Origin of the sequence: Gordonia neofelifaecis NRRL B-59395, assembly GCF_000192435.1 — a bacterium.
Lineage (GTDB): Bacteria > Actinomycetota > Actinomycetes > Mycobacteriales > Mycobacteriaceae > Gordonia > Gordonia neofelifaecis.
Map to the genome: position 1 here is coordinate 40,525 of NZ_AEUD01000019.1, position 25,294 is coordinate 65,818.

Below are 25,294 nucleotides of genomic sequence, written 5' to 3' on the forward strand. Positions count from 1 at the left end.
TTTATCCCCCGTTCGGAGGATAACGGTTGCATAACGAAACCATCTTTCGTGTGATCGATCTGACACGTCGGCGCAACCTGATGAATACGTTCGATTGACGAACAATCGGGCGAAACACCCTCCTAAGAGAAAGAAGTACGACCATGGCTGATGGCCCACTCCGCTTGGAAATCGACTTCATCACCCCGATCATCGAAGCACTCGGCTCCGGCTCGGCCGGCGGCAGCAGCGGCGATACCCCCACGACCCCGTAGTACCGCACTCGACCTAGACATTGCGACGGGTCGTCTCGCGTATTCGCGAGGCGGCCCGTCGTCGTCGATACCGGCCCACCACCCTCAGAAGGAGGCCCGATGACGACCGTCATCACACTCGACGACAACCGGCTGGAAGAGGCTGTCGGCGTGCTCGAGCAGGGGATCGGTGAGATCCCGCTGTATCAATGGCTGCTCGGCGACCACGTCGCCGATCCGGCCAAGCGCGAATGGCTCGCGGAACTCCTCCTGCGTCCGCTGCTGCGCGTCGGCTGCGCGGTCGGGGCCGAGGCCGACGGCCGGCTGGTGGGTGTGCTCGCCTGGCACCCGCACGACGTCGACCTGTCGCCGGACGGTGCCGCGCCGCTCACTCCCGCCGACGTCGAAGTCGCCGTTCGGACGCCGGGGCTGCGCGAGCGACTGTTGGAGCTGTGGACCAGTCGGCCCCTGCCGCTTCCCGTGGACGATGCGGTCAACTGCATGCTGGTCGCACTGACGCCGGAGGCTCGCGGTGGGCGTGCGGTGATCGACATGATGCGGGAGGTGGAGCGCTTCTGCCGAGACCACGATCGTCCCTTCTACGCGTGGACGGGCTCGCCGCCGTTGCGCGACTGGTTCGTGTCCGGCTGGAATGCGACGGAGTTCGCGGTCACCGAATGGAACGGGGTGACGATGTACGGGGTCGTGTCCGACCGTCCGCCGGTGGCCAAACCGGTGCCGCGGGATCGTGACGTCGCAGATCGTGTGAGCTGACCGAACACCTTCCCTGGGACTCGGCCTAAACCGCGGTCGGCGCGCGGTCGTACTCGCGGGCGATCAGCCGAACCCAGCGTCGATCGGACAGCTCGTCCGGCGTGGTGAGGAGCCGGGGGTCGACGGGCGCGGCGTCCGGGTCGCGCAACCATGCGGCGATCGCGCGGGCCCGCTGCCGTGGACCGGCGGCATCGTCGCCCGGGTCGGGGGCGATCAGGCCGGCGCCCGCGTGCAGATACAGACCGTCCAGGATCTGCGAGACACGGTCGTCGGCCCGCAGCACGGTGGTCGCCGACTGGTAGTCGCCGTCCCCCAACTCCGGGTGTGCGGCGACCAGGGACCGCAACAGTGCGCGGGTGCGGCGCAGGTCGCGACGTGCGACGAACCACGACTCGATCATCACTGAGCAGCAGGAGACACTCAGGATGATGATCGAGACCGCCCACCACCGACTGGCCGGTTCGGTGTGGGACGGGTCGAGTGCGAGCACGACCGTCACGACGGCGATGCCCACCAGGTAGTAACTGATCGCGCGGCCCAGCGGGTTCCAGGCGATGTATCGGACGCCGATCACCAACGCGAACAGGCACGCGATGATGACGAAGATCGAGCCGATCGCCATCTCTCCGGTCACCGACATCGCCACCAGGACCACGGCCGCGACCGTCGGGATCACGATCGAGACCGCTTCCAACGTCTGTCGTCCGACCCGGGGTGACGCCGCCGACGCGATCAGCGCGGTCGCGGTCGCGACCACCACCCAGCAGCCGATGAACGTGAGCATTGGGACGTCGCTGTCGGGGGGACCGAGGATCACCGCGACCGTCGGCGTGCGGACGGCTGCGGCGACGGCCACCGCGATGGCCGCTGCGGCGACGGAACTCCGCGCCAGCGACGGCGGGCGGACGGTCAGCCTGCCCATCCGTGCACCGACGGCCGCCGCGCAGAGTACGGCGATCACCCAGGTGAGCCAGGTCATCCGAGTGCCTCGTCGTACCGGAGCATCGGCCGCCACGAGTGCCCGCGGTAGAGCTGCGCCAGCCGCTGGAGCAGTCGTGCGGCGAAGGCCTCGGCCTCCCATTCGTGCAGGTCCCGGTCGACGTCGACCGGCGGTTCCGGCGGTGCCGATGTGCCGAGCATGTAGGCGATGAGGTCGTCCTCGGCGGCGACGGCGGCTACCTCCGCAGTGGCGCCCGGATGGTCGAACACCACGTGCCCCAGTTCGTGGGCGAGCGTCCGTGCCTCGCTCGGCAGCGAGCGTGCGAGCACGATCTCGTCGTGGTCGGCGTATTCGCGGCGCTGGCCCCAGACGCCCGGAGCGAGGTCGTCGACGGCGACCGTGATCGGGCGTTCGCGGCTCTCGCCGACCGCCTGCACGATCTCCAGCAGCGATCCGGCATGCTTCTGGACCGCGACGTCGAGGACCGCGTCGACCGCCGCGTGAATCCGGCGGTGTGAGCGCCGCGCTCGCTGCGACCGGCCGACTGCGTCGGTCATGTCATCACCTCTTCGGTCCCAGGAACTCGGCGCGAGCGGCGTTCACTCGGACACGGCCGGCGCGTGCGCCGCGATAGCTGACCGCTCCGGCGCCCGCCGCGATGATCAGCAGGCCCGCGACGCCCGCGCCGGCGGCGGCGTACTGGGTCGGGCCCGGTCCGGCCGCGACGACGGCTGCCGTGCGGTGTGGCTCGTCGGTCTGCGGGCCCGCGACCGCAGCCTCTCGTCGTGCGGTCGTCGGCTGCGGTCGACGCGGCGGTGCGGGGCGCGCAGACACGTCGTCGGCGCGGCCGGACGACCCCGACTGCGGTGCCGCCGGGGTGCCGGTCGACGGCGCGACGGGTACCGGCCTCGTCCGCGGGCGGCGGGGGCTGGGCCGATGCGGCGTCGCTGCGGCCGGGTCGTCATTGTCGGTGTAGATGGTGGACGGGTCGTGATCGTTCGGAGAGGACGCGGTCGAGTCGCCGCCGCCGGAGGTCCCGGCCGGTGGCGAGGGGGCGACGGCTCCCGGGTCGTCGGTCGGGGTGCCCTGATCGTCGTCGCTGCCGCCATCGTCGTCGCTGCTGCCGTCGTCGCCGGGATGGTGATGGTGTCCGTTGTCGTGCTCGTGGCCGGAGTCCTCCGATGGATCGGACGGCCCGGTGGCCGACGGGCCCGTGGTCGACGGGGAAACAGTCGACGGGCCGGTGACGGACGGTGAGTCCGGCGTGGGATCGGCGGTGTCGGTGGACTCAGACGGCGTGGTCGGGTCGTTCCCGGAAGTCGACGGATCGGCGGTCGGTGTCGATGAACCGTCCGGTGCCCAGGCGCCGTCGTCGCACCAGGTGTGTTCACAGGGGTGGTGTGGAGCGGCGGACGCCGTCGCCGGCGCCGCGAGGCTCACGCCGATCGCGACCGCGATGGCGCTCAGCGGTCGCGCGGTGCGCGATGACTTCCGAACGTGCATCGGTTCCACAAACTACCTTCAGGCTGTCGGCGACTGTCCAATCTTGCTGGTCAGTCGGGTGGACTCTCGGGCAGACCCTCGCCGCGGCGCAGCTTCTCGGCCATGGCTGCGAGCATCTCCTGCGATTCCTCGGAGAGGTCGAACGCGCGGCTCGAGAGCCTGCGGAGCCCGTGCCCGCGCAATTGGGACAGCAGCTCGAGGTCGTGGTCGATCTGGGCTGCGTAGACGTCGTCGTAGAAATAGTCGGGCTTCACCTTGAAGAATCGGGCGAGTGCCGCGACGGTCTCCGGTGACGGATTGGTGCGGTGCCCGTTCCTCAGCTGCGAGAGGTACGGCTTCGAGATCTTGTGCCCGGCGGCGGACAGGGTCGCCGCGACCTCCGCGTTGGTGTGCGGTTTCCGGCCCGGAGGGTGCACGGTCTCGAAGAGTCGGTTCAGCCGCTCTGCAAAGCCGTCGTCCATCGTGCGTCTCTCGGTCCTGTCCGGGTGTCGTGGGTGGCGGGGTTGTGCCAACCGTCCCATTCTAGCAATTTCAGATTGCTGATTGCAGGCCATGTTCGCTGACCTGTCCCGCGATCTGCGTTCAGAAGCGGTCCGTTGCCAGCCTTAACCGTTGCTGACATGCTCATTCGATGCGTCAGATGTTCCTGATCACGCGCAGGCTCCGCCCCTCCGCTAGACCCTCAAAAATGTTTGCTGTACGGTAACTGGCGTGAGCCGGGGAGGCCGGCCACGGCAGCGATTGTCCGACGAACGGCCGACAGTCAGACGTCACGCCCGTCGACCCCGGCAATCACTGCATCCGCGCCCGTTCGGCGCGGTGTCGCCGTCGGTGGCGGGCGATTTCCTGGGGGGAGCGCCCGCCGCCGCGGCCGGTACCGACCATCTCCGTCGGAAGGCTCCAATTGATTATGCCCACAGTGACTTTCGTGTTCGCCGGACAGAGATACCCGATCAGTGCTGAGACCGGCGACCGGATCGTCGAGTTCGTGACCACAGCGGTCGAGGACGGTGTCGGGTGCTATCCGCACGTCGTGCCGACCACCGACGGTCGGCAGGTCATTGCGAATCTCGGCCCGTCCATGCCCTATGCGATAGAGGTCGGCATCGCTGCCGACCAGGACTCGGGCGCCCGGTCTCCGGAAGAGGACCGTGTCCGTTCTCTCGCGGACGACCTGGAGACGGTGTCCGATCGTGAGATCCGGCTGGCGCTGGAGCTGTTCAGGGAACGAGAGTTCTGAGACCACCGGTATGCGGTGCGCGTGGCTGCGCGACGGTGTCGGGGCCGGTGCTCGATCCGTAGCATCGGGCCATGACTCAGCTAGCGTTTCGAATCACGGACACTGGCCAAGTATGGCTGATCGATCGACCTGCGCAGATCGCGATCTATGTCGCGTTGGGGCTCGTCGTTCGCTATCTGCTGCATCGGGCGATCGACCGCGTCACCCGGCCGCAGACCGGCGAGGGATCTCCCTCACGCCGAGAGCGACGGCGGCAGAAGAGAGCGGACCGAGAGGCGGAGAAGCGTGCCGAATCGGTGGAACAGCCGGTCAAGGGGCCGCGCGGCGCCAAGCCGAAACTGGGCATCGATCCGGGTAGTGGGCTGACCGCCGCGTTCCTGCGCAAGAACGTCCGTCAGCGAACAGAAGAGGATCGTCGTGCCGAACGTCAGCGCGACGAACGGCGGGCGATGCGTTTCGCGACGATCGGCTCCGTGCTCAAATCGCTGGTCTCGTTCTTGGTCTTGATGTGGATCATCCTGCAGACGCTCGGCATCCTCGGAGTCAATGTGGCGCCGTTCGTCGCGTCGGCGGGCGTCGTCGGCGTCGCACTCGGATTCGGTGCGCAAGCTCTGGTCCGCGATTTCCTGTCGGGGTTGTTCATGTTGTTCGAGGATCAGTACGGCGTCGGCGACTGGGTCGACCTCGGCGAGGCCTCCGGGACCGTCGAGAGTGTGGGGCTCCGTGTCACGACGGTCCGCGACCTCCACGGCACTCTCTGGTATTGCCGGAACGGCGAGATCATGCGCGTCGGCAACTACAGTCAGGACTTCGGGGTGGCGCTGCTCGAACTGCCCGTCTCCTACCGGGCCGACATCGACGACGCGTGCCGAGTGGCGAAGGAGGCCGCGACGGCCGCGGCTCAAGAGGAGCCGATGAAGTCGAATCTCCTGTCCGCTCCCGAGTTGCAGGGCGTCAACGACCTCGACTCCGATTCCTGGACGATGCGGATGACCGCGGTGACCCGTGCCAATGCCCAGTGGGCCACCGAGCGAGAGCTTCGCCGTCGTATCCGGATCGCATTCGATGAGGCGGGCATCGACGCGCCGTACCCGGGTGGACTGCCGGTGCTGGCCCGTTCCGGGAACGGCACGACGTCGGGTTAGCCGGGCCCCCGAAAGTCCCGTTGTCTGTCCCGGCGGCTTGAGCCGCATTCCCGCCGGTCCGGTAGTAGTTTAGGCTTGCCTAAATTGAGCCGCGTGGATGCGGCTTGCGGATGGACGATCGACGAGCGGTCGCCCCGTGTCGTCAGGAGAGTCGTCCATGAGTCGCGGAGACAACGGGAAACAGGGTGGCGGCGTCGGATGGCCGACGGTGATCGCATCGGCGGGACTCGCGGGTGTGACTTCGGCGGTCATCGTCGTCGTGGGGATCGTCGGAATGATGCTCAGTCGAGACCCCGGCGCTGCGACGGTCGCCGAACCGCCTGCGACGGTGGTGAATCTCGGTGACGCGCAACAGGCGATGACTCCCGCGAATCAAGTGCCGGCCACCTCAGCCACTCCGAGTGTCGCGCAGGCACCGGTGCCTGCGGTGTCGGCGCCGACGCCGGGGGCACCGACCGACCCTCAGCAGCAGCCCGCAGTGGTCCCGAGGCCGGGCGGCCCGGCTCCGTCGGCGCCGACGGCGGCGAGCCTCGGTGAGTTCAACCGGCAGTTGGCCACGTTGAGCGGGGATTCGTCGTCGGCGGAGAAGGCGAAACTGCTGGAGGGCGGAGCCCGGGCGGTCGGACCGATCTCCAAAGTGCTGTACCTGGTGAAGCAGTACTCCTACACAGGTTTTCGGTACGAGGTGGTCGGGCCGCTGACTCAGAACGGGACGACCGCCAGTGCCAGACTGCGGATGACTCTGCCGGGGTCGGGGTCGCGCTACATTCCCTTGCGGTGGGTGTGGCAGGACGGCGGGTGGAAGCTGACGAACAAGTCGGTCTGCGATATCGCCGCCTATGCGCAGATGCCCTGCAGCCTGTGAGTGACTGAGCCGCCGCCTCGGCTCGGGCCGAAGCGACGGCATTCGCTCAGTTCACCGGCGTCCGCTCACGCCCGAACTGAGCATTCACCTGCGCACTGAGCGGATGTACCAGTCCCCGTTCGGGACTCGCCGGAATCCGGCAGCAGGATCTTGTCCAGCAGCCACGCCGAGGCAGCCATCAGCAGACCTGCGTCGAGGTAGTGGCAGGCCATGGCGCCGAGGTAGGTCGGACCGCCCCATGCGTTGACGGTGAACGCGGGGTCGAGGCCACCGATGATCTGCACGCCCACCCGAAAGGCGCTGTACAGCAGCAACGCTGCGGGTGCTGCTGCGGCAAGGGCCCTCCCGCGCCCGGTTCCTGCGCGGGCGGCGGCGAGGGTGAGGCGGACGCGCCGGGCTGCGCGCTCGCCGATGGGGAGGAGTAGGACCGAGCCGCGGCGCCCGGCCCGGCGACGGTGAACGAAGACGCCGATCGACAGAACGACCGCGGCCGCGGCCAGGACGGCGTGCGGCCACCAGGCGGAGGTCCCCGGCACGTGCTCGGACTCGAGCGGTGATCGGCCGGCGTACAGGACTGCGCCGTGGACCACACCGGCGGTGAACAGGGTGCCGAACGCGGCGGCCAGCGACCGCGAGAGGCGGGAAGGGTTGCAAGGACGTGCATTCTGAGTGGACATGCCTCTACCGTGCTCCGGACTCGGCGCCGCGTCGTCGGCCCACAAGCCCGACTGTGTATGGGCCCCGGAGACGACGTCCTCGGGCGCGTCCTACCGCGGGAGGACACCGAACCCGGCCGCGAGGATGACGCCGCGACACGCCGCGAGCTCATACATTGAGACGCATGGTCATCTCGCCGCCGCCGTCGCCCGTCGAACTCACGCGGACACCGTGGCCGGTGAGAGTCGAGAACCGTCTGGGTGCTCGACGATCGGCGGCACTGGTCGATGGATTGATCGCGATCGGGTGTTTCGTACTGTTCACCGGCCCCGTCCTGTTGGGGGCGGCCGATCGTCACGGCTCACCGGCATCGCAGGCGCTCTTCGGTCTGCTCGCCGCAGCACCGCTGATCGTCAGACGCCGTTGGCCGATCGCCGTCCTGGCCTGGATCACCGTGGTCCTGGCGACGGCCGTGCTCGTGGGAGTGCAGTTCACGCCTTACGTGTCCGACGCCGGACTGGTGTTCCCGATCGCGGTCTACACGGTCGCCTCGAGATACGAGAGGCGGACGTCGTCGTGGGTGACGGTGGCCGCGGTGCTGACGGCCTCGATCGGTGCGCTGATCGCCTACGTGATCCATCCGGACATCGATCAGGACGCGGTACAACTGGCGCTGGCGATCCCGGCCTGGCTGATCGGCGACGCCACCCGGACCCGCCGCGACTTCCAGAGGCGGGCCCGCGAGCAGGAACGACAGGCGGCGAAGGAGCGGGAACGGCGAATCCGCGCCGAGGAGCACCTGCGGCTCTCGCGCGAGGTGCACGACGTCGTCTCGCACGGGCTGAGCATGATCGCCGTCCGCGCCGGGATCGCCAGGATGGTGTTCGACGACCAGCCCGACGAGGCCCGCCGCGCTCTCGCCACGATCGAGACCGCCAGCCGATCGGCGCTCACCGACCTTCGCGGACTGCTTCGCGACATCCGCGTCACCGAGACGGACACGGTCGCACCCGCACCCGGGTTGGCCGACCTGCCCGCGTTCGTGGAGCGGATCGGCCACGATGGTGTGGTGACTGTGAATCTCCGACACGAGGGAGTCCCGCGTGCCTACTCGCCCGCCGTGGAGTTGTCGGGCTATCGCATCGTCCAGGAGGCGGTCACCAACGTCATCAAGCACGCCCCGGGTGCTGCGGTGACGGTCGAGCTGATCCACCGGCCCGGCGAACTGGTTCTGAGCGTGCACGACGACGGCGCCGAGCAGCCCGAGAACCCCGTTGGCGGAGCAGGTCTCGGACTCGCGGGCATCCGCGAGCGCGCCGAACTCCTCGGCGGGGAGGCGACCGCCGGTCCGGGCGTCGACGGCGGATTCACGGTGCGCGCACGACTGCCGCTCGGTACCGACACGGCGACGCCCGCATGACCGAGGCTGCGGAACCCACTCGGGTGCTGGTGGTCGACGACGAGCAACTGGTCCGAGCCGGTTTCCGCCTGCTGATCGACTCCACGCCCGATCTGACAACCGTGGGCGAAGCCGGGGAGGGCGGCGAGGCCGTCCGCGCCGCCCGGCGGCTGCGCCCGGACGTGGTGGTGATGGACATCCGGATGCCCGGGATCGACGGTCTGGAGGCGACCCGGCTCATCGCCGACGACGAGGCGGCCCCGCGGATTCTGATCGTGACGACCTTCGACCACGACGAGTACGTGTTCGCCGCGCTCCGCGGTGGCGCCAGCGGTTTCCTGCTCAAAGACACTCCTCCCGAAGAGCTGCTGGAGGCCGTACGGACGGTCGCGCGGGGTGACGCGCTGCTCGCGCCTGCCGTGACGCGGCGGCTGATCACCGAGTTCGCCCGCGCGCCGACCGCTCCGACGTCGAGGCCCGCGGTCCTCGATGTCCTCACCGAGCGGGAACTGGAGGTCTTCGAACTGGTCGCGGTGGGCTTGTCGAACGGTGAGATCGCCGATCGCCTCCATCTCGGGTTGACGACCGTGAAGACCCATATCGGGCGGTTGCTGACGAAACTCGATGCGCGTGACCGCGTCCATCTGGTGATCCGCGCGTACGAGACGGGTCTGGTATCGGCCGGCGGATCTGCGGAGGCGGGGTGAGCGAGGCCGTCGCGTCGTCGACCGTCGATCAGATCCAGCAGCCGCCGGCGGCCCCGGCACCGATGAGACACAGGACGAGAACGCAGACGGGGACGAATCCCGGTGCGGTACTACGGAAGTGAATCGACATCAGCACGAGCCGTGCGACCGGCAGCAGGATCAGGATCGCGCAGCCTCCACATAGGAACGCGGCGGCCGATCGGTCGGTCCCGAAGGCGCTGAGCACGACGCCTACGATCAGCACGGCCGCGGAGACGGTGCAGCCCGCGCGCATCAGGACGGCTATCCGCTCGCGGAGCCGTCGGTCCCGCTGTCCGGTCGTGGTCGTCCCGGTCATGACGAGACGCCCCAGTCGAGCCCGAAGGCGGTGGCCGCCATCGGGATCGCAAGCGCGATGAGCACGACGGTGAAGACCACCCGCAGCGACTGCCCGGAGACTCGAACCAGAATCCGTGCGCCGACGAGCGAACCGGCCAGCGAGCCGAGAACGACCGGCGCCGCCAACTGGAGGTCGAGGGTGCCGGACACCAGGTAGGCGATCGCCGCCCCGCAGGCGGTGACGCCGATCATCAGATTGGCGGTGGCGCTGGAGACTTTGATCGGCAGCCGCATGGCCGAGTCCATCGCCGGGATCTTGAGGACACCGCTGCCGATGCCGAGCAGTGCCGAGAGCACGCCCGCGCCGAACATGTACGTCATGCCCAGCGGGAGGCGCGCCACCTGATATCCGACCGCCTCACCGTCGTGGTCGCGATACGTTCCCGCCACGCTGCGGGACACCGATGACGCGGGGCCTGCCGGGACCTGCTCGCCGGTACGTCGGCCCGCGATCAGCTGTGCCGCCGAGATCAGCAGCACCGCGGCGAACGTGGCGTACAGGACCGGATTCGGGACCATGCCGATCATCAGTATCCCGAGCAGTGCCCCGGCCGCCGTGCAGACCTCGAGGACCACGGCCAGGCGGAGATTGGTCAGACCGGAGACGAGGAACGGCGGGGCGCTCGCGCAGGAGCAGGCGATGACCGACACCAGGCTCACGGCGACGGCGGTGAGGAACGGAACGTCGGCCACCAGCGTCAACAGCGGCACCACGAAGATCCCGCCCGCCATGCCCAGAGCGCTGCCGAGGGCTCCCGCGGCGAGGGCGCCGAGGAACAGGACGGTGAAGAGTCCGGCAGTCACCGATCACCGTCGCTGACGTCGTGTCGGGGCAGCCGGGTGGTGAACGTGATCGCGTCGCCCCGGTAGTGGAGGATCTCGTAGTCCACCGGGATCCGGCCGGTGGTGAACGACGTCCGCTCGATCCGGAAGATCGCGCTGCCCGTCGGGATCTGGAGGGCCTCCGCGACCGTCGCATCGGCGGTCTCGGCCGTGAGCGCGTAGGACGCCTCGACCAGCGGTGTGTCGTGCCGGTTCTCCAGGAGTGCGAAGATCGGCTCGTTCTCCAGATCGTCTTGCGCCACGAGACGTCCCACGTCCTGCGGCAGATAGGTCCGGTCGTAGGACACCGGATGACCCGCCGCGACTCGCACCCGCTCGATGGCGACGACGGCCTCGCCGGGCGGCAGTCGCAGGGCCTCGCTCACTGCGGCCGGCGCCCCGATCTCCTCGACGCTCAGCACCCGAGCGCGCGAGTTCACCCCCTGTGCGTCCATGTCTTCGACGAACCCGGTCAACGCGGTCAGCGGCTGCGTGAACCTCGGTGTCGCCACGAAGCTCCCAACCCCGCGCCTGGTCACGACGAGTTCCCTGGCGACGAGATTCTGCAGCGCTCGGCGCACCGTGATCCTGCTGACGCCGTACTCGGCGATCAGCTCGTCCTCGGTCGGCAGTCGGTCGCCGGGATGCAGATCCACGCCCAAACGGGCCGCGAGAGCGGCCTCGACCTGTGCGTACAGCGGCTGATTCGAGGTCACGGCTCCAGCGTACGCGAGTTGTTATAACAAGTTTCGCCGGCGCTCCCTGACAGTCGGAGGCGGTAACAGTACAAGAATCAGGACGAGAGCGACGCCGTCCTCCGCGTCCCCGTCAGCACATGTCATGGACATATGGTCCACGAGCAGTCCTCACGGGGACGCGCAGGTCACCCGATCGGATCGACCACCCTGGGGAAGCCTTGAAGAGGCCGACAGCCTGGAAGGCTGGGACGGACCTTCGCATCGCGTCGGACACTCCTCCCGAACGCTCGTCACAGCGGCATCAGGTGGTGCTTCCGCGGGGTGTTCTGCACGCTCTTGTCGCGGAGCAGTCGCAATGCCTTGCGGATCTCCAGCCGGGTCTCGGACGGATCGATCACCGCGTCGATGTAGCCGCGCTCGGCCGCCGTCCACGGAGTGGCGACGGTGGCGTTGTAGAAGTCGACCATCTGCTGACGCATCGCCGGCCGCTCCTCTTCCGGCAGCGCGGCCAACTGGCGCCTACCCATCAGGCCGACCGCCGCTTCGCCGCCCATGACGGCGATCCGTGCGGTCGGCCAGGCCAGATTGATGTCGGCACCGAGCTGCTTGCAGCCCATCACCGCGTACCCGCCGCCGTACGCCTTGCGGACGATGACGGTGACGATGGGGACGGTGGCCTCGACGACGGCGTAGAAGAATCGTCCGCCGCGCTTGATGACGCCGATCTTCTCCTCCTCGACGCCGGGCAGCACGCCGGGTGTGTCGACGACGAAGATCAACGGAAGGCCGAAGGCGTCGCACAGGCGGATGAAGTGGGCCGCCTTGTCGGAGGCCCGCGCGTCGATCGCGCCGCTGTGGACCATCGGCTGGTTCGCGACGACGCCGACGCTGCGGCCGTCGACCCGCGCGAACCCGGTGATGATGTTCTGCGCGGTGATCTCGCTCATCTCGTGGAACGCGCCGTCGTCGAAGAGTCGCAGCAGGACGTCGTACATGTCGTAGCCCATGCGATCCGAGTCGGGAATGATCACGTCGAGCTCGAGATCGTGCTCGGTGACGGCGGGTTCGATGCCGGGGTTGATGACGGGAGCCTGTTCGGTGCAGCTGCTCGGCATGAACGACAGATATTCGCGCGCCCAGGCGAACGCGGCCTTCTCGTCGGGCGCGACATGGTGGATGTTGCCGTTGAGTGCCTGGTTGTGGGCGCCGCCGAGCTCCTCGAGGGTGACCTCCTCGCCGGTGGTCTCCTTGATGACGTCGGGGCCGGTGACGAACATGTACGCGTCCTCGGTGGCGACCAGGACGTCGGTGTTGATCGGTGCGTAGACCGCGCCGGCCGCGCATTTGCCGAGCATGATCGAGACCTGAGGGACGACGCCCGAGAGTCGCAGCTGGCGTCTGCTCATCGCGGCGTACCAGGCGATCGAGGTCACCGCGTCCTGGACGCGCGCGCCGCCGGAATCGTTGATGGCGACGAACGGGCAGCCGATGTCGGCGGCGAAGTCCATGGTCGCGGCCACCTTCCTGCCGAACATCTCGCCGACCGAACCGCCGTAGACGGTCTGATCGTGCGAGATGACCGCCACCGGACGACCGTCGACGGTGCCGTGACCGGTCACGACGCCGTCGCCGTAGGGAGCGTCGGGTGCACCGGGCTGGCGCACCAGGGCGCCGATCTCGGTGAAGCTTCCCGGGTCGAGCAGCATGTCGATGCGCTCGCGCGGACTCGGGATGCCCTTGGCCGCGCGTTTCGCGATCCCGGCGTCGCCGCTCGGCTCCTGCGCCTGCGCGAGGCGCTTGCGCAGGTCGGCGAGTTTGTCGGCGGTCGTGTCAGTCATGCCGCGACCGTAACCGCAGTAGACGCGTCTACACCATATGAACTGCAATAGACTGAAGTGTATGTCGTCTATATCTGTGCCGGGGGAACAGCCGGGCTCGTATCAGCAGCGCAGCGGCCGGATCCGCGAGGAGCGGACGCGGGCGATGATCGTCGCGGCAGCGGCCGCGGTGATGACCGCGAGGGCCGACGCGGGATCGATCGGCGAACTGACCATGTCGGAGGTGTGCGCGGAGGCGGACTATCCGCGGCGCGACGGCACCGTGGGACCGATTCCGAAGGCCACCGTCTGGAAGCACTTCCGGAACCTCGGCGACCTCGCCGCCGCGGTCGCCGAGCATCTGGACGCTCAGCGACTTCGAGTGCCCGAAGGCATCATCGGCCTCGCCCATCCGGGCGGCACGGAGTCCGACCGAGGCGCGCACGCGGAGAGTTCGCGACGCCTGGAGGTCCGGTTCGCCGCCGACAACTTCGGCATCGACGAGCTCGTCGACCAGTACGACGACGCGACTCGGCGCGACGACCGCGCCGATCGGCTCTATTGGGCGGCGGAGCTGTCGCGGCGATGCCTCGGCGACGCGCGGTCGTCGGGGAGACGGCGTGCCGAACGGGCGAGGGATTGGGCGAAGACGGCGCTCGGTCTGGTGGATGCCTCATCGAAGATCGAATGCATGATCGGCATGCGCTGCGCGCGAACCGCCACCGCTGCCGAGACGATCCTCGCACGTAATCCCGGCTACGAGCCGACCGCGTTGAGCCGGATTCGGACGATCAACGAGACAGCGGCGGGCTTCGCGAGAGCCTGGGGCTTCGCGCTGCAGGAGGCGATGGCCGCGTATCGGGCCGATACCGCGCGGGCACTCTGCGAGGAGGATCCGGTCCGCGAGATGCGCGCGGTGCACACCATCGCTGCGACCTTGACCGACGAGATGCGCTCCGAGGCGGACGATGCGCAGCCGTCACACGATCTGCTCGACGGCGACGATGTCGCCGTCGTCGCCGAGCATCTCTGCGAGGTCGAGGTCGCCTACGCGTCTCACCCCGGATACCGAGAGGTGTTCGGCACCTCCATGTCGCAGCTCAAGCGATCGATGCCCGAATGCTTCCGGCTCACCGCCGTGACGACGAACCGCCATCGGGACAGCGTCGAAGCGCTGCTGCGGCTCGACGCCTTCGCGCAGCTGATCTCGGAGGACGGCGTGCGGTCGAATCCGGCGGCGCTCGAGTACGCGGTCGACGACTACGAACGGGCGTCGCTCGACATCCTGCGCACCGCGAGGTGCGGGCCGATTCGGGATGTTCTCGTGGCGAGCTACCTGTCGAGCAAGGCGACGGTGCAGGAGCATCGCGCGGGCGATGCGGTCGGCGAGGTCGGTCGCGGTGTCGGACTGCCGACCGGGTTGTCACCCAGTCCGATCGCCCTGCGGGGATCGGCGATCCGTTTCAACAGGCGGGCCGCGCGGGTGGCGAGCGGACGCGGTGCGCAGTCGGCACTGAGGGGGATTGCGGACGAGGCCTGCGCGGAGCTGACGCGGCTCGCTCCCGACGACGGCGACGAGCCGAGTGGCGTCGACGCCGACCTCGGCGACCTGGCGAAGAGTATCGACGACCTGATTCTGATTGCGATCAGTCGGCCGAATCGATTCAGCGGCAAGGAGATCAAGCGGCTGCTGGAGATCGCGGACCCGCTGTACTACTACGTGACGACCGGGCGGAACTGAAGTCGCGCCGTCAGCCCCGTATCGGGCGCACGCCCATCAGCTGAGCGAGTTGAGCGGCGAGGGGATTGAGGTTCAGCTTGTCGGGATCGCGCTTGGCGTTGTTGTCCCACGGCTGCGCGTAGGCGGGGTTGGCCAGCTGCGCATTGTTGGCACCGCGGACGGCCGTCGGGCTGCCGGTCGGGACGGTGCAGCCCGCATCGGTGTTGAACGGGAAGTCGTCGTAGCTGACGTCGAACGCCGGGTTCTTGCGCTTCATCTCGGCGATCATCTTCCAGGTGCTCTCGTAGCCGCGCGTGCACGACGGCGGGTTGCCGGTCTCGAGAACGATGCCGAGCCGGAGCGATCCGTCGGGTGATGCCGCGCTGTGGCTGCCGGCCGACAGCAGTGACAGCATCGCGAACGTCATGCCGGCGGCGTACGACGTCGGGGCGACCTCGTCCGCCGTCTTGCCGAGCTGGCCGATCAGCTTGGTCGCGTCGGCGCCGTTGTCGTCGAGGAACTGAGAGAGCGCGGAGGCGGCACGCGGTCCGTTCCTCAGGATCCGGCGAACGGCCGGGTCGGAGGAGGCGAGCGTCGCGCTGACGGCGTCGAGGCCCTTCGACCATCGAAGGATCTCGTCGGACTGTTCGTTCTGGGTCGCGAGCACAGGGTCGGCGTTGTTGATCAGCGCGATCGTCTGGTCGAGATTCTTCACGCCGTCCTTCGACAGATGATCGAGCGAATCGATCAGGCGGCTGAGATTCTCGCCCTGACCGTTGAACGCCTGGCCGAGTTCGTCGACCGTGGTGCGGAGCGCGTCGACGGGGATGGTCTCGGTCAGATCGATGGTCGACTGAACCACCTCGTCGAGCTGCGGCGGCAGCTCCACCTTGTCGATCACCGAACCGTCGTGCAGGTAGGGTCCGGCACCCGACGGCGGCTGAAGATCGAGGAACTGCTCGCCGATCGCCGAGCGGTTGGCCACGACTGCCACCGCCGAGGCCGGAACCTGCGCCTCGCTCGAGTCGAGCAACAGCTCGACCTCGATGCCGCCGGGCACCATCGACATGTCGTCGACCCGCCCGATCTCGACACCGCGATAGGTGACCTGCGACTGCGGGAACAGCCCGCCGCCCTCCGGCATCTTCACGGTCACCCGGTACACGCCGATGCCGGCGGCTTGATCGAGCCGCGCGTATCGGATGCCGCCGTACACCGATGCGACCAGCCCGATCAGCAGCACGACGATCAGCTGGGCTCGCACCAGGCGATTGAGCGGTGGCATCGGGGTCCTTTCGGCTCAATGGAAGCCTGGGCGGCGTCGGCGTGGATCGCGCGCGGCGACCGATCGTGGAATCTTCCTGCGCTGACGTAGGAAGGCAACCTGCTGATGGTAGGCGGCGAGGCCGAAGCGAAGGCAAGCCCGGACCGGCGCTCGTGGGGCGGCTAACACGCCGGTCGGATTGTGATCATCGAGCCCGGCCGCGCCGCGATGTGAGCGGGAACTGGAACGTGACGTGACCTCTGACTATCTAAAGAAAAGTCAGAGGTAGGATGATGTCATGAACGACGTCGCGGTGCCGCCGCCCGCGCCGGCGAACATGGTCGCCAGGCCGTCGCCGATCAGCGCGCGGCCGGTGATCGGGTCGAGGTCCCGGCCCGTCATCTGCGAGACCGACTTGACGTGCCCGATGTTCTCCGCGACCAGCGCGATCACCGCGGGCAGGAACAGTGGGAGCACGGACAGGTGGAAGGTGGGGGTGGCGAAGTCGGGCAGCCCGATCCATGCGGCCGACGCGATGGCCGCGGTGTCGACGTCACCCATCGCCAGCGCCAGCAGGTAGCCGGCGATCACCGCGATGAAGATCGCGAGCCGGCCGACCAGTCCGCGGAAGAATGCGAGGACGGCCACCATCAGGACCAGCGTGACGAGGCCGACCACCGGTCCCTTCTCGAAGTTGTCCTTCGCCGCCGGCGCGAGGTTGAAGCCGATCAGCGCGACGATCGCGCCGGTCACGACCGGTGGGAGCACCACGTCGATCCAGTGCGTGCCGACCAGGTGCACCACCGCGCCGATGACCACCAGGACCGCGCCGAGGACGATGAAACCGCCCAGAGCACTGCCGGTTCCGTGCGATCCGACGGCGGCGATCACCGGTGCGATCACCGCGAAGCTCGACCCGAGATAGCTGGGCAGCCGGTTACCGGTGACGATCAGGAACGTGATGGTCCCGATACCGGAGAACAGCAGGGTCGTCGACGGCGGGAACCCGGTGAGGACGGGGACGAGGAAGGTCGCACCGAACATCGCGACCACGTGCTGTGCGCCGATGCCGATGGTTCTCGGCCAGGACATCCGTTCATCGGGGGCGACGACGTCGGCGTCGGCGGAGACCTGCTTCCAGGAGAGCATGGGTGGGAGATTAGCGATGTTCGGCGGCCGGCATCCGGTTTCGCGGACGGAGGTGTTCTGGCCGACAGCGTCGCACGACGGTGGCGGCTGCACGCCGTCGGCAGGGGGCGGACTGCGGAGGTGCGGCAGCCGGCAAGTTTGCGGACCGGCCACGTTCGGTCGCCTCTCGGCGAAAGGCGCAACGCGGCTCCAGCCGAACGGTATTCCGCGAAGGCAAAGGGTTGAGCCCGGGGGACACGGAACGCGACCGATCCGGTCAGGTCAACGTCGCCTCCGTGCGGTCTATTCCCGCGGACCACGGTGGGCGATGCCGGTATACAAGGCCTATGGCACCGCCCCGTTGGAGTGTCGTGGAAGTCGAAGACTGGCTGGAAGTCGGCGGTCGCAGACATGCGATGCGGTCGAAGTCGTGGTCGGCGGTCAGGATTGTCGCTTCGTTCACGACGGCCGTGACCGGCGATGTTGAGGATGTCTTCGCAGTCCTGGGCCGTTGGGTCATCCAGTCGCGACCGAGACGACGTCGACGAGGTCGTCCAGCCCCGTGAAGTCCTTCGGATTGCGTGTATAGAGCTGAGCGTCGTGAGTCTGCTGAGACCGAGGAGACGAGTACGCTATGCACTGGAGGGACGGGTGAGGCTGGCGTCCGCGACTAGCTCCGGACGACGGCTGCAGCGAGTTCGCCGTATGCGGCAGCGACGCCGTCGTCGACCGGCAGTGCGTCGAAGGTCTTCTCAACGATCAGCAGTCGACGAAGGCGTTCCGAGCGGACTCGTGACTCCGTCGCCACCAGTACTCCGAAGTGCAGTTCGGCCAGAGATATTGCGCTGATGGCGAGCTGCCCGGGAATCGGGACGATGTCCGGTGCGATGAGAACGCTGGTATCCAGAACGGCCCGCATCAGCTTCTTCGCGTCCAGGGGTCGGTGGCCAGGTCGTCGATCTCTTGACGATCTGCTTCCCACGCAGGATCGGCGGTTCCGTTGAACAGGTCCGCCACTGCGCTCCACTCCCGCCACGCCTTCGGTGCTGCAGACACGAGTCGGGCGACCGGTCGCCCGGACACTGTGATGGTGACCTCGTCGCCGCCCTCGACCCGACGCACCAGGTTGGAAGCGTCCTGGCGTAGTTCACGCAAGCCCACGGTGGTCATAGCGGAAATTGTAGCACTTGTGTCACTTACGCTGGTGATGAGCGGGGCCTGCACGTTCCGAGTCAGCTCGCGCCGATCAGGCGCGTCACGCCGCGCATGGCGGATCGCATCACGGTTCCGCGGACACGGTCGAGGAGCGACGGCCCCGGAAGGGGTGCGGCGCTGCCGAACCGGGGGAACAGCGCGAGAGCGTTGTCTCGGTCGATTCGGTGGCGCAGGTCGTCTGATGCCAGCGGGTAGGAGTCGAGGCCGCCGCAGAAGTACTGGACCGCGGGTTCGGGAGCGAAGGGCCAGTCGCTGCCGAACAGCACGTGTCCCGGCGCGGCGAAGGCGAGGAGGCTGGGCAGTGCCGCCCGGCTCGCCGACAGTGCGGTGTCGAAGTAGAAGCCGGAGAAATCGTCGAGCACGTCGAGCGGACTGCGCCCGGACTCGCCCGCGATGGCGACGGCCATGCGGTGCGATGCGTAAGGGACGAATCCGCCCGCGTGGCTGAGGATGAACCGAATGTTCGGGTAGCGTCGCCTGATTCCGCTGCTGACCAGCAGGTACGCGGCCCGCGTTGTGTCGAGGAGGAAGTCGGCCGCGAACGGCGGGATACCGTCGACGGCGGGCGCGGGCAGGTCGGCAGGGTGAATGAAGGCGACGGCCGAGCGTTCGTCGAGGACCTGGAACAGTTCGTCCTGTCCCGGCTCGCCGAGGTAGGTCCCCCGGGAGTTCGCCAACAGGACCACGCCGTCGGCGTGCAGATGATCGAGCGCGTGTCGCGCCTCCTGTGCGGCTGCCACGACATCCGGCAGGGGGAGGGTGGCGAAGTACCCGAACCGATCCGGGCGCTCGGTGATGAGCGCGGCCGAGAACTCGTTGAGCTCCCGGGCGAGTGCTGCCGCCTCCTGCGTGTCGGTGAGGAACGAGGTCCCCGGGGTGGACACCGACAGGATGGCTGAGGCCGTTCCGGCGCGGTCCATGACTCCGAGCGCCGACTCAGCAGACCAGTCGGGAAGTGCGCGGCCGCCTGCCTCTGCGATTCCGTGATCGTCGAGCCGGGCCCGATACGTGGGCGGGATGAGGTGCTGGTGGACGTCGATGCGCTGCACTGTGTTCTGTGTTCCTTGGTTCAGCAGGGGCGTCGGCCGGGTCGTGACTGTTAGGTCATGTGATCATCCGCCGTCCGCTGCGGACTCGGTGAGTCGTAGCGCGGTGTCGACGACGGCGCGCCCGTGAATGCCGAACAGCGCGGGCAGATCGACCGCTTCGCCGCCGATCTCTTTGGCGATGAACAGTCCGTCGGCGCCTGCAATTGCGTAGGTGGCGAGTTGGTCGACAGCGGACTCGTCGAGCCCGGGCGCCAGTGTTCGCGCTGCCTCGCGCAACTGGTCCATCGCCTGATCGCGGACCTGCAGGTACATCGTTCTCGCGCGCGGCTCCTCCGGTCGGCGTTCGAGGGCGAGCATGAGTCCGAGACGGAGGAAGTCGGGGGAGTCGAGTAGAGCTTCGGCGACCTGCATGCTCATGTCGGCCACCCGCTGCTGCGTCGTGCCGTCGTCGGACAGGCTCCAGGCCGACAGCCAGCGGTCGAAGCTCCGTTCGATCACCGCGGCGATGAGATCGTCCTTGTCGGCGAAGTGCCAGTAGATGGAGCTCGCGGGCAGTCCGCAGCGCTTGCTCACCAGTCCGATGCTGGTTCCCTCGTATCCGCGTTCGCTCGCGATCTCGGTTGCCGCGTCGAGGATCTTGGCCTTCGATGCGGCACCGTTGGCGCGTCGTCGACGTGTCTTCTCTGCCATCGGTCCCACCTTTCGGAAGATGCCCAAGCCTGCGTACCTGCGTCGATCTTACTGTAGCGAACATTCCAGTAAACCCTTGACCGGTCTACGCGTCGTAGTTACTGTAGTGATCACTACAGAGTGTTTTCGCAGTCCACAGCCCTCTGGACTCTGCTCGAGGAGATTTTGTGTCCGACATCCCGAACTACGACGTGGCGATCATCGGCTATGGCCCGACAGGTGTCACTGCGGCGAACCTTCTCGGTCAGCGAGGCTTGAACGTCGTCGTCCTCGAGCGTGACGCGGACGTCTACGGACGCGCCCGCGCGATCTCCACCGATGAGGAAGTGATGCGCATCTGGCAGCAGGTCGGTCTCGCCGACCGGCTGCAGGAGGACATGCTTCCGGGTGGCACGGTGGCCTTCGTCGATTCGAACGGCAGACCGTTCGTTCAGGCCCAGCCCACCTCGCGCGGGGCGGGACACCCTCCGCAGCAATTCATCTACCAGCCGGCGGTTGATCAGACGCTCCGCGACGGCGTGGATCGTTTCCCCAACGTCACTGTCCTGACTCGTCACGAATGCCTCAAGGTGAACAATGCCGGGGCCGACGTCGAGGTCCTGGCCGCCGATCTCACCAAAGACGAGTTCGTCCGACTCCGCGCATCGTTTGTGATCGCCGCAGACGGGGGATCGTCGGCGATCCGAGGACAACTCGGGATCGGCTACGAGGGCAGGACCTACAGCGAACGCTGGGTGGTCATCGACACCAAGGTTCTCCGGGACTGGGAGGGGAGCTCGCGGCTGCGTTTCCACTGCAACCCGAAACGCCCCACAGTGGACTGCCCTACGCCGCTGGGCCACCATCGGTGGGAGTTCCCCGTGCGAGACGGAGAAGACGAGAATCTGCTGGTCACCGACGACGCGATCTGGGCGATCCTCCGCAGCCAGGGCATCTCGGAACAGAACGTGGAGATTCTGCGCGCCGTGGTCTACAGCCACCACGTGCGTGTTGCCGAACGGTGGCGAGTGGGTCGTGTGTTCCTCGCAGGCGACGCCGCGCACGCGATGCCGCCCTGGATCGGCCAGGGTATGGCCTCCGGTGTCCGCGATGCGGCCAACCTGTGTTGGAAGCTGGCAGGTGTCCTCGACGGCAGTCTGTCCGAGTCGGTCCTGGACAGCTATCAGATCGAGCGCGAACCACACGTGCGCGAGACCACCGACCACGCGGTGTTCGCGGGGAAGACGATCACGGAACGAAGGCCGGTGGTCGCGGCACTGCGCAATCATGTCCTCGGAACGTTGGCGAAGGCGCCGGTGTTCGCCCGCTGGCTTGTAGAGAACAAATGGATCCCCGACGCGCACTACAGCGACGGATTTCTCGGTGACCGGAGCAATCGGGCTCGCGGGTGGCAGATCCCGCAGCCCTGGGTGCTGGACGAGAACGGCGCCCGCGTGCGGTTGGACGACGTCCTGGGTGGACGCTGGCTGGTCGTCGGACTCGACGACCGCGACGCGCCACAGTGGCGATCGGCTGGGGGCGATCGACCGCACATCCTGCCGCCCGGCGCAGCGTGTCGGCCCGACGCCGTCGTCGACGTCGACGGCGTGTTGACCGAATGGATGGACAAACGTGCGACCGCGGTCGTTGTGCTGCGTCCGGACGGGTTCGTGTACACCGCGTCCGATTCCAGCCAGTCCCTTCCGAACCCGCCCGCCTTCCTGCGCGTCGCCACCCCGACGCGCTGACGAGTACCCCATTCAAGGAGCGACATCATGACCCCCACCGATCAGACTTCGCACACCGTCACGGTCAACGGCGACACCGAGATCTTCTACGCCGAGGTCGGCTCGGGTGACCCGGTGGTGCTGCTGCACGGCGGAGGCCCCGGCGCGTCCGGACTCTCCAACTATTCGCGCAACATCGATGCCCTTGCCGAACACTTCCGCGTCATCGTCCCGGACATGCCCGGCTACGGCGGGAGTAGCAAGAACCTCGCGCAGGGCGACCCGTTCGGCGCGCTCGCCGACGCGATCCGCGCGCTGCTCGATCACCTCGACATCGAGTCGGCTCATCTCGTCGGCAACTCGTACGGCGGTGCGTGTGCACTGCGTCTTGCGCTCGACACGCCGCACCGCGTCGGCAAGTTGGTTCTGATGGGCCCCGGTGGCGTCGGGACCACACGTGCAGTCCCGACGAAGGGTCTCAACACACTGCTCAACTACTACGGAGGCTCCGGCCCGAGCCGCGACAAGCTCGAGGACTTCATCCGCAACTACCTCGTCTACGACGCCGAAGCTCTTCCCAGTTCCGCGATCGACGAGCGGTATCAGGCATCGATCGACCCTGAGGTGATCGCCAACCCGCCGTTGCGCCGACCGTCCGGGCTCGGTGCGCTGAAGACGGCGTGGAGCATGGACTTCACCCGCGACGATCGGCTCAACTCACTGCAGACCCGCACTCTGATCCTGTGGGGTGAGAACGACAAGGTGAATCGACCCGCTGGTGGCCAGATGCTGATCGACCGAATGCCGAATGCCGACCTGTTCATGGCCGCGCGAACCGGGCACTGGGTGCAGTGGGAGCGTTCCGAGCTCTTCAACCGGTTGGTCACCGATTTCCTCGACGGCACCTACGAGTAGCGGGCCACGATGAAATCTGCAATGCCAAGCGCGCCATCGGTGTTCGGAAATGTGCACCTGGGGTACATCGTCATCGAGAGCCAGAAGTTCGCCGAATGGCGTCGCTTCGGGAAAGACGCGATCGGAATGCACCTCGACGAGGTGTCGCCGGACGTCATCAGGTTCCGACTCGACGATCACCAGGCCAGGTTCATCATCGTGCGCGGTCCCGCCGAGGACGTCGTCGCACTGGGCTGGGAACTCGACGACCACGAGTCGTTCGACGAGATCGTGGGCCGAGTGGTCAATCGTGGGGTGCCCACCGTCGACGGCACCGACGACGATGCGGCTGTTCGCGGCGTGGAGCGGCTGATCCGATTCCCTGGACCCAACGGTTTGGCGCAGGAGATCTTCACCCGTGCGATGCGCACCGACCAGCCCCTGGCGATGACCACCCGCGGCGGCTTCGTCACCGGTGCTTCCGGAATGGGACATGTGGCGATCACGTCCACCAAGCCCCATCAGATGCGCGGCTACTACAACACGGTGTTCGACGCGCGTCTCACCGACTACATCGACGAGACGATCAACGGCGCCAGGCTCAAGATCCGATTCCTGCGCGTCAACGAGCGGCATCACTCCATCGCCATCGCCAACGTTCGCGGACTCCCGGTCAATCCGATCCGCACGCGCGTCCAGCATCTCAACATCGAGGTGGCGACGCTCGACGACATGACGCAGGCCTACCAGCGCGTCAAGCAACTGGGTTTCGGCATGGCACTGTCCGTGGGACAACACACCAACGACAAGGAACTGTCGTTCTACGCGCTCACCCCGTCGGGCTTCGAATGGGAGGTCGGCTGGAATCCGATCGTCGTCGACGAACGGACGTGGGAGCCGAGCACTCACCAGGGCATCAGCATCTGGGGGCATACCCCCGAAGGCGAGACCATCATCGGAAAGCTCGACCAGTTCCGGCGCGCTGCGCAGTCGTTGCGCAGCGCGGAAGACATGGTCCCGGCTCTCGCCGGTGTCGGGATCGCCGACAGCTGACATTCGATCAGCCGCCGATCCCACCGTGCGAGCGGCGGTAGTCGCACTGTGAACCAACGCTCGACGGACGACGTCTTGCGACCCCTCCGACCACATAGAGAGAAGCAGATTCGTGACGTCTCACAGTTCGTCCACTCCCGGCGAGAACAGCATCGACAGAGGTCCGGCACGGAGAGCGGTGAGCCGTCGCTCCCTGCTCATCGGCGCCGGAGCGTTGGCCGCGGGCGGGGCCGCAGCTGCAGCAACCGCAGCCGGACCCGCCGGCGCCGCCCCTGCACCCAAGGGGCGGTACCGTATCGACCTCCACGCGCACTGCCTGCCGCCGGAGTACCGCGAATCGCTCCTGCAACACGGGCACTACACGATCGGCGGCTACCCGACGCCGCAGTGGTCACCGGAGTCGGCGATCGACTTCATGGACCGGTGGGGCATCCAGGCCCAGGCGCTCTCGGTCTCCGACCCGGGTGTCTCGTACCTCAAGGGCAAGGACGCTCGCGACATGGCGCGCTACTGCAACACGTATGCGTCGAAGTTGTTCAAGAAGTACCCGTCACGCTTCGGTGCCTTCGCAGTCTTGCCGATGCCCGACGTTGCGGCGTCGATCGCCGAGATGGAGTACGCGCTCGACACGCTGCACCTCGACGGTGTGGTTCTACTCAGCGCATACGACGGCGTCTACCTCGGCGATCCGCGCTTCGAGCCGCTGATGGCGGCGCTCAATCGCCGCCAGGCGTTCGTGTTCGTCCACCCCGCGGCGATTCCCGACTCGGCGAAGCCCTCGTTGCCGCTTCCGGACTTCCTTGAGGAGTTCACCTTCGACACAACGCGCGCCGCGACGCTGATGCTCGCCGGCGGTACGCTGCGTCGTTACCCCGGGATCCGTTTCCAGCTGGCGCACGCAGGCGGCACCCTGCCGTTCCTGTCGTGGCGTATCGGTGTCGCCGCGCAGACCCCGGTCGGAACCAAGTGGCCCGCGGGAGTCCCGCGTCCGTCTGCGCTGGAGGTGCAGAAGTTGATCCGCACCTTCTTCTACGACACTGCGCTGAGTGCGTCCGAAGCAGCGATGAGGTCGGTGCTCGCGGTCGCACCGCGATCGCAGATCGTCTTCGGTTCGGACTGGCCCTTCAGTCAGATGACGTTCCTCGACGGCGGCGGCGACCCGGCTCCGGGCCTGTCCAGCGTGTTCACCACCGACCAGCGCTACGACGTGGAGCATCGGAATCCGTTGAAGCAACTGCCGCGACTGCGGTCGGCCGTCGACTGAACGGCTGGCGATCTTGAAAGCGGCGACGACTTTCACGCCGGGAACTCTGTGTCGCACATCACCCCTATCCTCAAACTTAAGCGGAATGGACTCAACTCTCTGTTGGTTGAAGTAGTCGAACGGCAAACATGAG

25 protein-coding genes and 1 pseudogene are annotated in these 25,294 nt (G+C 67.5%); 11 read left to right on the forward strand and 15 right to left on the reverse strand.

All coding sequences use genetic code 11. The annotated features are described in order from the left end of the window. Positions 1-353: 353 nt before the first annotated feature. On the forward strand, positions 354-1,007 hold the full coding sequence (locus tag SCNU_RS17535) for a hypothetical protein (protein WP_009680753.1): 654 nt from the start codon (positions 354-356) through the stop codon (positions 1,005-1,007). A gap of 25 nt (positions 1,008-1,032) precedes the next feature. On the opposite strand, the gene SCNU_RS17540 is transcribed toward SCNU_RS17535, so the two are convergent. The 4 genes from SCNU_RS17540 to SCNU_RS17555 are packed head-to-tail and all read right to left on the reverse strand — an operon-like array spanning position 1,033 to position 3,911. Continuing rightward, positions 1,033-1,986, reverse strand: coding sequence for a hypothetical protein (locus tag SCNU_RS17540; RefSeq protein WP_009680754.1), 954 nt, complete (start codon positions 1,984-1,986; stop codon positions 1,033-1,035). Beyond that, the gene (locus SCNU_RS17545) at positions 1,983-2,504 is read right to left on the reverse strand and encodes an ImmA/IrrE family metallo-endopeptidase (RefSeq protein WP_009680755.1); all 522 of its coding nucleotides are present in this window, start codon (positions 2,502-2,504) and stop codon (positions 1,983-1,985) included. Before SCNU_RS17545 ends, SCNU_RS17540 begins: the two co-directional genes overlap by 4 nt. Positions 2,505-2,508: 4 nt before the next feature. Beyond that, positions 2,509-3,450 carry a hypothetical protein gene (locus SCNU_RS17550; protein ID WP_139026100.1) on the reverse strand — a complete coding sequence of 314 codons (942 nt, stop codon included), beginning with the start codon at positions 3,448-3,450 and terminating at the stop codon, positions 2,509-2,511. Positions 3,451-3,500: 50 nt separating this feature from the next. After that, positions 3,501-3,911: a helix-turn-helix domain-containing protein gene (locus SCNU_RS17555; RefSeq protein ID WP_009680757.1), complete on the reverse strand. Its 411-nt coding sequence runs from the start codon at positions 3,909-3,911 to the stop codon at positions 3,501-3,503. A 449-nt stretch (positions 3,912-4,360) separates the two neighbouring features. Between SCNU_RS17555 and SCNU_RS17560 the strand changes: the two genes are divergently transcribed. The 3 genes from SCNU_RS17560 (at position 4,361) to SCNU_RS17570 (ending at position 6,700) form a co-directional block, all read left to right on the forward strand. Further along, positions 4,361-4,690: a hypothetical protein gene (locus tag SCNU_RS17560; protein ID WP_139026102.1), complete on the forward strand. Its 330-nt coding sequence runs from the start codon at positions 4,361-4,363 to the stop codon at positions 4,688-4,690. Between the two features lie 71 nt (positions 4,691-4,761). Further along, the gene (locus SCNU_RS17565) at positions 4,762-5,835 is read left to right on the forward strand and encodes a mechanosensitive ion channel family protein (protein WP_009680759.1); all 1,074 of its coding nucleotides are present in this window, start codon (positions 4,762-4,764) and stop codon (positions 5,833-5,835) included. A 157-nt stretch (positions 5,836-5,992) separates the two neighbouring features. Then, positions 5,993-6,700 carry an MTB12 C-terminal domain-containing protein gene (locus tag SCNU_RS17570; protein ID WP_009680760.1) on the forward strand — a complete coding sequence of 236 codons (708 nt, stop codon included), beginning with the start codon at positions 5,993-5,995 and terminating at the stop codon, positions 6,698-6,700. Between the two features lie 65 nt (positions 6,701-6,765). On the opposite strand, the gene SCNU_RS17575 is transcribed toward SCNU_RS17570, so the two are convergent. Beyond that, positions 6,766-7,377 (reverse strand): hypothetical protein, encoded by a 612-nt coding sequence (locus SCNU_RS17575; RefSeq protein WP_009680761.1) that lies wholly within the window; start codon positions 7,375-7,377, stop codon positions 6,766-6,768. Positions 7,378-7,541: 164 nt separating this feature from the next. Here SCNU_RS17575 and SCNU_RS17580 point away from each other — a divergent pair, with 164 nt between their 5' ends. Then, entirely contained in the window at positions 7,542-8,777 is a 1,236-nt protein-coding gene (locus SCNU_RS17580) for a sensor histidine kinase (protein WP_009680762.1), read from the forward strand. Beyond that, positions 8,774-9,463: a response regulator gene (locus SCNU_RS17585; RefSeq protein WP_009680763.1), complete on the forward strand. Its 690-nt coding sequence runs from the start codon at positions 8,774-8,776 to the stop codon at positions 9,461-9,463. Before SCNU_RS17580 ends, SCNU_RS17585 begins: the two co-directional genes overlap by 4 nt. Positions 9,464-9,491: 28 nt before the next feature. Here the strand turns inward: SCNU_RS17585 and SCNU_RS17590 are convergent, their stop codons facing one another. The 4 genes from SCNU_RS17590 to SCNU_RS17605 form a co-directional block, all read right to left on the reverse strand. After that, positions 9,492-9,800, reverse strand: coding sequence for a hypothetical protein (locus tag SCNU_RS17590; protein ID WP_009680764.1), 309 nt, complete (start codon positions 9,798-9,800; stop codon positions 9,492-9,494). After that, complete coding sequence (locus SCNU_RS17595) at positions 9,797-10,645, reverse strand: sulfite exporter TauE/SafE family protein (RefSeq protein WP_009680765.1); 849 nt, start codon at positions 10,643-10,645, stop codon at positions 9,797-9,799. Before SCNU_RS17595 ends, SCNU_RS17590 begins: the two co-directional genes overlap by 4 nt. Continuing rightward, positions 10,642-11,379 carry a GntR family transcriptional regulator gene (locus tag SCNU_RS17600; protein ID WP_009680766.1) on the reverse strand — a complete coding sequence of 246 codons (738 nt, stop codon included), beginning with the start codon at positions 11,377-11,379 and terminating at the stop codon, positions 10,642-10,644. Before SCNU_RS17600 ends, SCNU_RS17595 begins: the two co-directional genes overlap by 4 nt. A 272-nt stretch (positions 11,380-11,651) precedes the next feature. Continuing rightward, on the reverse strand, positions 11,652-13,199 hold the full coding sequence (locus tag SCNU_RS17605) for an acyl-CoA carboxylase subunit beta (RefSeq protein ID WP_009680767.1): 1,548 nt from the start codon (positions 13,197-13,199) through the stop codon (positions 11,652-11,654). Between the two features lie 61 nt (positions 13,200-13,260). Between SCNU_RS17605 and SCNU_RS17610 the strand changes: the two genes are divergently transcribed. Further along, entirely contained in the window at positions 13,261-14,919 is a 1,659-nt protein-coding gene (locus SCNU_RS17610) for a hypothetical protein (protein WP_139026104.1), read from the forward strand. A gap of 10 nt (positions 14,920-14,929) precedes the next feature. Here the strand turns inward: SCNU_RS17610 and SCNU_RS17615 are convergent, their stop codons facing one another. The 6 genes and pseudogenes from SCNU_RS17615 to SCNU_RS17640 all read right to left on the reverse strand — a co-directional run bounded on the left by SCNU_RS17615 (position 14,930) and on the right by SCNU_RS17640 (position 20,244). After that, on the reverse strand, positions 14,930-16,183 hold the full coding sequence (locus SCNU_RS17615) for an MCE family protein (RefSeq protein ID WP_009680769.1): 1,254 nt from the start codon (positions 16,181-16,183) through the stop codon (positions 14,930-14,932). Between the two features lie 282 nt (positions 16,184-16,465). Continuing rightward, positions 16,466-17,311, reverse strand: a pseudogene (locus SCNU_RS17620) (uracil-xanthine permease family protein); the annotation flags it as partial. Positions 17,312-17,960: 649 nt separating this feature from the next. After that, entirely contained in the window at positions 17,961-18,209 is a 249-nt protein-coding gene (locus SCNU_RS20915; protein ID WP_009680771.1) for a PIN domain-containing protein, read from the reverse strand. Then, positions 18,209-18,460 carry a type II toxin-antitoxin system Phd/YefM family antitoxin gene (locus SCNU_RS17630; protein WP_009680772.1) on the reverse strand — a complete coding sequence of 84 codons (252 nt, stop codon included), beginning with the start codon at positions 18,458-18,460 and terminating at the stop codon, positions 18,209-18,211. Before SCNU_RS17630 ends, SCNU_RS20915 begins: the two co-directional genes overlap by 1 nt. 62 nt (positions 18,461-18,522) lie before the next feature. Next, entirely contained in the window at positions 18,523-19,554 is a 1,032-nt protein-coding gene (locus SCNU_RS17635) for an amidohydrolase family protein (protein WP_009680773.1), read from the reverse strand. Positions 19,555-19,617: 63 nt separating this feature from the next. Beyond that, on the reverse strand, positions 19,618-20,244 hold the full coding sequence (locus tag SCNU_RS17640; protein ID WP_040518819.1) for a TetR/AcrR family transcriptional regulator: 627 nt from the start codon (positions 20,242-20,244) through the stop codon (positions 19,618-19,620). A gap of 167 nt (positions 20,245-20,411) precedes the next feature. On the opposite strand from SCNU_RS17640, the gene SCNU_RS17645 reads away from it, so the two are divergent. From SCNU_RS17645 to SCNU_RS17660, 4 genes are all read left to right on the forward strand, one after another. Further along, entirely contained in the window at positions 20,412-21,971 is a 1,560-nt protein-coding gene (locus tag SCNU_RS17645) for a bifunctional 3-(3-hydroxy-phenyl)propionate/3-hydroxycinnamic acid hydroxylase (protein WP_009680775.1), read from the forward strand. A gap of 27 nt (positions 21,972-21,998) precedes the next feature. Beyond that, positions 21,999-22,865, forward strand: coding sequence for an alpha/beta fold hydrolase (locus SCNU_RS17650; protein ID WP_009680776.1), 867 nt, complete (start codon positions 21,999-22,001; stop codon positions 22,863-22,865). A 21-nt stretch (positions 22,866-22,886) separates the two neighbouring features. Continuing rightward, entirely contained in the window at positions 22,887-23,897 is a 1,011-nt protein-coding gene (locus SCNU_RS17655) for a VOC family protein (protein WP_009680777.1), read from the forward strand. 178 nt (positions 23,898-24,075) lie between these two features. Then, complete coding sequence (locus SCNU_RS17660) at positions 24,076-25,161, forward strand: amidohydrolase family protein (RefSeq protein ID WP_009680778.1); 1,086 nt, start codon at positions 24,076-24,078, stop codon at positions 25,159-25,161. Positions 25,162-25,294 lie beyond the last annotated feature (133 nt).